The following is a 6085-nucleotide window of genomic DNA, read 5'->3' as shown; positions in this document are numbered from 1 at the left end:
TCGGCGATTTTGAAAATCTGCGGCGCGAAGGCATAGCCGGCATAGAAGTAGACGAAATAGGCGGCGAACTGATCGACGACGTAGCTGCCGGTATGGACCGCGGACATTTGCAGGATGGCGCCGACGGCGAGCACGGCCCAATGGGGCGCGCGCAGATCATGCAGCAGCTTGGTGGCGGCGCTGAACACGGCGAGCATGTAAATAAACCAAAGGACGCCATAGGGCTCCACAATGCCCCAGGCGATATAGCTGAGGGCGGTGGCCGGATCGCGGGCGATCAGGGCTTCCTTGAAGATGATGTGGATGAGCGCCCAGAGCGCGTAGAAATAGAAGTAATGCACGACGCGCCGGTCGGCATAACGCTTCCAATCGCGGGCGATGACCTGGGACAGGAACAGCCCGGAAATCATGAAGAATTCGGGCATGCGGAAGGGGGTGGCGAAGCCGATGACCCAATGCAGCACGCCGGTGCCGCCGGTATCCTCGCCAGTGCTGAAGGCCGAATACATCATGACCACGAGCAGGATCGACAGGCCCTTGGCCATATCCACCCATTGCAGGCGATTTACAGGTTCCGACATGACGCTCCTCCGGATATGGGAGGAAGTCTAGCCTGCCGCTGGGATCAAGTCGGTAAACAGGTGAGTATGTGGCCGCGCAAACTGCTCAACTGGTAAGCGTTTGGCTAATGCGATCCCTAGAGCTACAGCGGAACCGACGCGTAGGCTGCGAAGAGCAGGCCCATGGTGGCGAAGAAAACAACCGAGAGGGAGATGGTTCTGAGCATGGCAGAGTGGTCCTGCGCCGGACGTGGGCACGTCTAGAGTTATGGCAATTAGATATTAATGAGATATTTCGATCGCGTAGTTTTCGATCACGGTATTGGCAAGCAGCCGATCGCACATGGCGGTGAGTTGCGAGCGCGCAACAGCCTCGTCGGTGCCTTCCAGGGCAAGGTCAAACACCTTGCCCTGCCGGACTGCGCCGACGCCGGCGAAGCCCAAACTCTTTAGCGAGCCTTCGATCGCCTGCCCCTGAGGGTCGAGAACGCCTGACTTCAGGGTGACGGTGACGCGCGCCTTCATACGAATATCCTGAAGAAAGAGTTACTGAACGAGGCGCGGACCGGTGGTCAGCGCATTGTCGGTTTCGACCAGGATGCCGAGGCGCTGGGCGACTTCGCGATAGCTTTCGACGACGCCGCCGAGATTCTGGCGGAAGCGGTCCTTGTCCATCTTGTTGCGGGTCTTGATGTCCCACAGGCGGCACGAATCGGGGGAGATTTCGTCGGCCAGGACGATGCGCATCATGTCGCCTTCGTAGAGGCGACCGCATTCGATCTTGAAATCGACGAGCTGGATGCCGACGCCCATGAACAGGCCCGAGAGGAAATCGTTGACCCGGATGGCGAGGCTCATGATGTCGTCGAGCTCGGCGGGGGTGGCCCAGCCGAACGCGGTGATGTGCTCTTCGCTCACCATCGGATCGTGCAGGGCATCATCCTTGTAGCAGAACTCGATGATCGAGCGGGGGAGCTGGGTGCCTTCCTCGAGGCCGAGGCGCTTGACCAGCGAGCCGGCGGCGATGTTGCGCACGATGATCTCGAGCGGGATGATCTCGACTTCCTTGATCAGCTGCTCGCGCATGTTGATGCGCTTGAGGAAGTGAGTCGGGATACCCAGGCCATTCAGCTTGGTGAAGATGAATTCGGAAATGCGGTTGTTGAGGACGCCCTTGCCATCGAGAACTTCGTGGCGTGCGCCGTCGCCGGCGGTGGTGTCGTCCTTGAAATACTGAACCAAAGTGCCGGGCTCAGGACCCTCGAACAGGATCTTGGCCTTGCCTTCATAGATTCTGCGTCGACGGTTCATCTGTCTGTCCGTATCAATGAAGGAGAATTGGGGGTGAGAAATTTGGCCGCTTCATGCGCCAGATCGGCACGAAAATGCAAGCCCTTTCCCTTCGACTCGCGCCATGGCAGGCCTGCGCGACGTAACCTTATCGCATATCGGCACCATAAAGTCGCACACCGTGAGCGGGCGTTGATTTGAGCCTCGCAACGCCTTATGTGCAAAGCGAACACGCCAGAACGCGTCAACCCAGAGCCGAGGGGCATAAGAGATGAGCGGATTCGACGATCGCAAGAAGGGCCAGGAAGCCAAGTTCGCATTTGACGCCGAGACACGCTTCAAGGCCGAAGCCCGCCGCAACAAGCTGCTGGGGATCTGGGCTGCGGAACTGCTCGGGCTGACCGGCGACGAGGCCAAGAGCTATGCGGCCGAAGTGGTGGCTGCCGATTTCGAGGAAGCCGGCGACGAGGACGTGTTCCGCAAGGTTGCGGCGGACCTCAAGGCCAAGAACGTGACGCTGGGCGACGATGTGATTCGTCAGAAGATGGTGCAGCTGACCGCCGTCGCCAATGAGCAGGTTCGTGCCGAAGGCTAAGTCTTCGCGTTATCGCTGAATGCAATCAGGGAGCCCGTCGCGAGACGGGCTCCCTTTTCAATTGGAAGGCTTGTTGGCAATTAGTTGATGACGACGCTATCGGCCTTATAGGCCTTCCCGTTCATTTCCCATTTCACGGTGACCTTCTGGCCCGCCTTGAGGGGGGTCATAAAAGTGGCCGGCACCAGATAGGCGATGTTGTTGGCCAGGGTCAGCGTGTGCGTCTTGGCGTCGAACGTCTTGACGGTGCTGGTGATCGACTGCGGTGCTGCAGTGGCGGCCATGGCCAGGCCGGAAGTACCGAGAACGATTGCGATAGCAGCGGGAACGAGGAACTTGCGCATTTTAGGCATCCATCGAAAAGTCCAGACGCTTTGCGCCGGGAACAGTAGCCAGTTTTCGGATCGCGTCGTGTCGCCGATCAGGGGATCGGCCGGCGCGGTTCAAACCGGCGATGTGAGGATTAGAACTGCCGCGGAAGTTTCTCAAATTAGGGATTATTAATTTTCGTAATGATGAATTTCGCCATCATTGAAGGAGCTTGGCGGATTTACGGCAAGGTTGTGGCATCAGGCCTTAAGGCGCTGCATCAGCCGGGTGAACATCAGCAGGCCTTCGGGCCAGGGGCCGTGGCCGGAGGCGAGGTTGATGTGGCCGGCTTCCCCGGCCTGGTGAAAATCGCTGCCCCAGCAGGTGGCGAACTCGACGGCCCGGTCGATGGTGCAAAACGGGTCGTTGGAGGAGGCGACCAGCATCGAGGGAAAGGGCAGCGGATCGCGCGGAATGGGGCGGAAGGGCCAGGTCGCCTCGGGCACGTCGGGATGCAGTTCCACATCGGGCGGAGCGACGAGGAAGGCACCGCGCACCTTGGTATCGGCGAGGCGCGATGCGGTGTGGGCGACGGCGATGCAGGCCAGAGAATGGGCGACCAGCACCACCGGGCGCGTGGCCATGATGATCGCCTGCTCGATGGTATCCACCCAGTCGTCGAGCTCGGGCTCGTCCCAATCGGCCTGTTCGACGATGGCCGCATAGGGCAGGCGCTCGGCCCATCGAGTTTGCCAATGGCTGGGGCCGGCACTGCCCAGCCCGGGCAGGATCAGGACATCGGCTTCGGAGATTTTCATGAGCGGTTGGTCCTGTCGCGATAGAAGGCGGCGCTGGTCTGGCTCAGGCCGATATGTTTGTAGAAGGCCTCGGCGCCGGGCACGGACAGGAGCGTGACGGTGACGCCCGACCCGAGGATTTCGGTAGCCTTGTCCATCAGCGCCTTGCCGATACCCTGGCCCTGATGAGTCTCGGCAACGGCCAGATCGGCGCAGTAGCAGACCCAATGCCAGTCGGTCATGCCGCGGAACAGGCCGACCAGCGTGCCGTTCTTATTGCGGGCGGTGATCACCAGGTTGGAGTTTTCGAGATAGGCCTGCACCCGCTCGGGATTGCCGATGGGGCGGATCGAGCCCAGCTCGGACTGGCTGACACATTCGATGTATTCTTCGGCGGTAAGGCCGGTTTCCTGCGCGTAGAAAATGGTCATCACGCCTCGCCGAAAACGCGGGTGAAGATCGTATCGACGTGCTTGAGGTGATAGGCGTCATCGAACATGGCGTCGATTTGTGCATCGCTCAGAGTCACTTCGGGGTCGGCCTTGAGGTTGACTGCGAACTGGCCGGCGCGGTCGCCATCCATCTGCCAGACCTTCATGGCGTTGCGCTGCACTGCCGAATAGCTGTCCTCGCGCGAATAGCCGGCCTGGGTCAGGGCAAGCAGGACGCGCTGGGAATTGTGCAGGCCACCCAGCAGGTCGAGATTGCGGCGCATGTTCTTGGGATAGACCACCAGCTTGTCGATAACGCCGGTGAGGCGGGCCAGCGCGAAATCGAGCGTGATGGTTGCATCAGGGCCGATCATGCGCTCGACCGAGGAGTGCGAGATATCGCGCTCGTGCCAGAGGGCGACGTTTTCCAGCGCCGGGGTGACCATGCCGCGCACGAGACGGGCGAGGCCGGTGAGATTTTCGGTGAGCACCGGATTGCGCTTGTGTGGCATGGCGGACGAGCCCTTCTGGCCGGGGGAGAAGAACTCCTCCGCTTCGAGCACTTCGGTGCGCTGCAGGTGGCGAATCTCGATGGCGACGCGTTCGACCGAGGAAGCGATGACGCCCAACGTGGCGAAGAACATGGCGTGGCGGTCGCGCGGGATGACCTGGGTCGAGACCGGCTCGACGGCAAGGCCGAGCTTTTCGGCGACGTATTCCTCGACCGATGGATCGATATTGGCGAAGGACCCTATCGCGCCCGAGATAGCCGCAGTGGCGATTTCGGCGCGGGCATTGACGAGGCGCGCGCGGGCACGGGTGAATTCGGCATAGGCCTCGGCCAGCTTGACGCCGAACGTGGTCGGCTCGGCGTGGATGCCGTGGCTGCGGCCGATGGTGATGGTGTTCTTGTGCTCGAAGGCGCGGCGCTTGAGGGCGGCCAGCAGGGCATCGATATCGGCCAGCATCAGATCGGCCGCGCGGGCGAGCTGGACCGACAGGGTCGTGTCCAGAATGTCGGACGAGGTCATGCCCTGGTGCACGAAGCGGGCATCGGGGCCGACGATTTCGCTGAGATGGGTGAGGAAGGCGATGACGTCGTGCTTGGTGGTGCGCTCAATCTCATCGATACGCGCGACATCGAAGTGATAATCGCCGAACTCGGCCTTGCGGGCGTTCATCACGTCCCAGATTTTCTGGGCGGATTCTGTGGGGACGACACCCAGTTCAGCAAGCTTGGTGGTGGCGTGAGCCTCGATCTCGAACCAGATGGCGAAGCGGGTTTCAGCCGACCAGATGGCAACCATCTCGGGGCGGGAATAGCGCGGAATCATGGGCTTAGGCCTTATGGTTCAGAATTTGAGTCAGGCGGTGACGGTCGAGGCGGCATTGCGGATGGCGGCAATGCGGGACGCATAGGTCGTCATGTCATTGCCGCCGAGAATGGCGGTGCCGGCGACGAAGACGTTGATGCCGGCCTGAGCCAGTTCGCGGGCATTATCGGCGGTGACGCCACCATCAACCTCCAGATCGATGGGGCGGTTGCCGAGCAGCGCCTTGGCCTGGCGGATTTTTTCCATGGCATGGGGGATGAAGGTTTGGCCGCCAAAGCCGGGATTGATGCTCATGACCAGCAGCAAATCGATATCGTCGAGGATGTGTTCGACGGCGGAGAGGGGGGTAGCCGGATTGATGGCGACGCCAGCGCGCTTGCCCTCGGCTTTGATGGCCTGGAGGGAGCGCTGCAAATGCGGGCCTGCCTCGGCATGAACCGTGATGCTATCGGCGCCGGCCTTGGCGAAGGCGGCGATGTAGGGATCGACGGGGGCGATCATCAGGTGAACGTCGAACGTCTTGGTGGTCAGCTTGCGGATCGACTGCATGACCATGGGGCCGAAGCTGATATTGGGGACGAAGTGGCCGTCCATGATATCGACGTGAAAATAATCGGCGCCAGCCGCGTCTAGCGCGCGGACTTCCTCGCCCAGGCGGGAGAAATCGGCGGAGAGAATCGAGGGGGCGATGCGGATCGGTCGATGGGTCATCGGGCCTCGCTGGTGGGAATGCGGCGCCGGGCGGACCGGGCCTACGTCGCCCTGCCAT

9 protein-coding genes are annotated in these 6085 nt (G+C 61.3%); 1 reads left to right on the top strand and 8 read right to left on the bottom strand.

Going from position 1 to position 6085, the window contains the following annotated elements; all coding sequences use genetic code 11:
* From JWP26_RS14485 to purC, 3 genes are all read right to left on the bottom strand, one after another.
* Positions 1-581, bottom strand: a 581-nt coding sequence (locus JWP26_RS14485; protein ID WP_299728992.1) for an acyltransferase family protein, incomplete at its 3' end; no start/stop codon positions are given.
* A 261-nt stretch (positions 582-842) separates the two neighbouring features.
* On the bottom strand, positions 843-1085 hold the full coding sequence (gene purS, locus JWP26_RS14480) for a phosphoribosylformylglycinamidine synthase subunit PurS (protein ID WP_299728989.1): 243 nt from the start codon (positions 1083-1085) through the stop codon (positions 843-845).
* A 21-nt stretch (positions 1086-1106) separates the two neighbouring features.
* Positions 1107-1871, bottom strand: a complete 765-nt coding sequence (purC, locus tag JWP26_RS14475; protein WP_299728986.1) for a phosphoribosylaminoimidazolesuccinocarboxamide synthase — start codon at positions 1869-1871, stop codon at positions 1107-1109.
* Between the two features lie 250 nt (positions 1872-2121).
* Between purC and JWP26_RS14470 the strand changes: the two genes are divergently transcribed.
* Positions 2122-2445 (top strand): DUF1476 domain-containing protein, encoded by a 324-nt coding sequence (locus JWP26_RS14470; RefSeq protein WP_299728983.1) that lies wholly within the window; start codon positions 2122-2124, stop codon positions 2443-2445.
* Between the two features lie 80 nt (positions 2446-2525).
* Here JWP26_RS14470 and JWP26_RS14465 read toward each other — a convergent pair whose 3' ends face one another.
* The 5 genes from JWP26_RS14465 to rpe form a co-directional block, all read right to left on the bottom strand.
* Positions 2526-2789: a hypothetical protein gene (locus JWP26_RS14465; RefSeq protein ID WP_299728980.1), complete on the bottom strand. Its 264-nt coding sequence runs from the start codon at positions 2787-2789 to the stop codon at positions 2526-2528.
* 225 nt (positions 2790-3014) lie between these two features.
* Positions 3015-3572 (bottom strand): alpha/beta hydrolase, encoded by a 558-nt coding sequence (locus JWP26_RS14460; protein WP_299728977.1) that lies wholly within the window; start codon positions 3570-3572, stop codon positions 3015-3017.
* Positions 3569-3982, bottom strand: a complete 414-nt coding sequence (locus JWP26_RS14455) for a GNAT family N-acetyltransferase (RefSeq protein ID WP_299728974.1) — start codon at positions 3980-3982, stop codon at positions 3569-3571. The genes JWP26_RS14460 and JWP26_RS14455 overlap by 4 nt, the downstream gene beginning before the upstream one ends.
* Positions 3982-5316, bottom strand: coding sequence for an adenylosuccinate lyase (gene purB / locus JWP26_RS14450; protein ID WP_299728971.1), 1335 nt, complete (start codon positions 5314-5316; stop codon positions 3982-3984). Before purB ends, JWP26_RS14455 begins: the two co-directional genes overlap by 1 nt.
* A 30-nt stretch (positions 5317-5346) precedes the next feature.
* Positions 5347-6027, bottom strand: a complete 681-nt coding sequence (gene rpe, locus JWP26_RS14445; protein WP_299728968.1) for a ribulose-phosphate 3-epimerase — start codon at positions 6025-6027, stop codon at positions 5347-5349.
* Positions 6028-6085: the final 58 nt, after the last annotated feature.

Origin of the sequence: Devosia sp., assembly GCF_028290435.1 — a bacterium.
Lineage (GTDB): Bacteria > Pseudomonadota > Alphaproteobacteria > Rhizobiales > Devosiaceae > Devosia.
This window is presented reverse-complemented; position numbering and strand designations above follow the sequence as displayed.